This window comes from Mycobacterium sp. IDUB_19 (assembly GCF_055419445.1).
In genome coordinates this window covers 1-491 of the sequence record NZ_JBVAXR010000200.1, presented here as the reverse complement: position 1 = coordinate 491, position 491 = coordinate 1, and the positions used below count along the sequence as shown (strand labels likewise).

Sequence of the window (491 nt, the reverse complement as noted above, 5' to 3'; positions counted from 1 at the left end):
CGTGATCGCTCAGAGGCCTCCCATGCCCCTGGCCATGAGTGACAGCCCCACCACGGCGAGGATGGCCGCAACGAACTTTCGGCGGTGGGTGTGTGCCCATTCGTGCAACCGCCGGAGTACCGCCTGGGTTCTCGCAGGTGCGACGACGTTGCTGATGAGGATGAACTCCTCCACGAGCAGTACGCCGAAGACGAAGGCGATCAGAGCGATCAACTGAACTTCGAACGAAGCACCTGAGGCGACAACGATGGCGAGCGCGAACAGAATCCCATCGAGCGGAGGGACCACGATGATCCCGATGACGAACGGGATCCAGGGAGAGCCGTTCTGCCAGGCCTCGCGGAAGCGCCCGATCAACCGCCGTGATTTCGAATCGGCATCGGAATCGGCTGGGGTGGAGTACAACAGCCGGGTGATGGCCGGGGGTGCGCCCGAGTCATCCACGAGCGTCGAGGTGGCGCCCGCTCCGTCTCCCGCCATCCTCCGATGAC

The 491-nt window shown here is 64.0% G+C and carries 1 protein-coding gene; it reads right to left on the bottom strand.

Annotated elements, in window-relative coordinates; genetic code table 11:
* Positions 1–9 precede the first annotated feature (9 nt).
* A partial coding sequence (locus tag ACZY0B_RS27920; RefSeq protein ID WP_463767449.1) for a GAP family protein occupies positions 10–491 on the bottom strand: 482 nt, incomplete at its 5' end.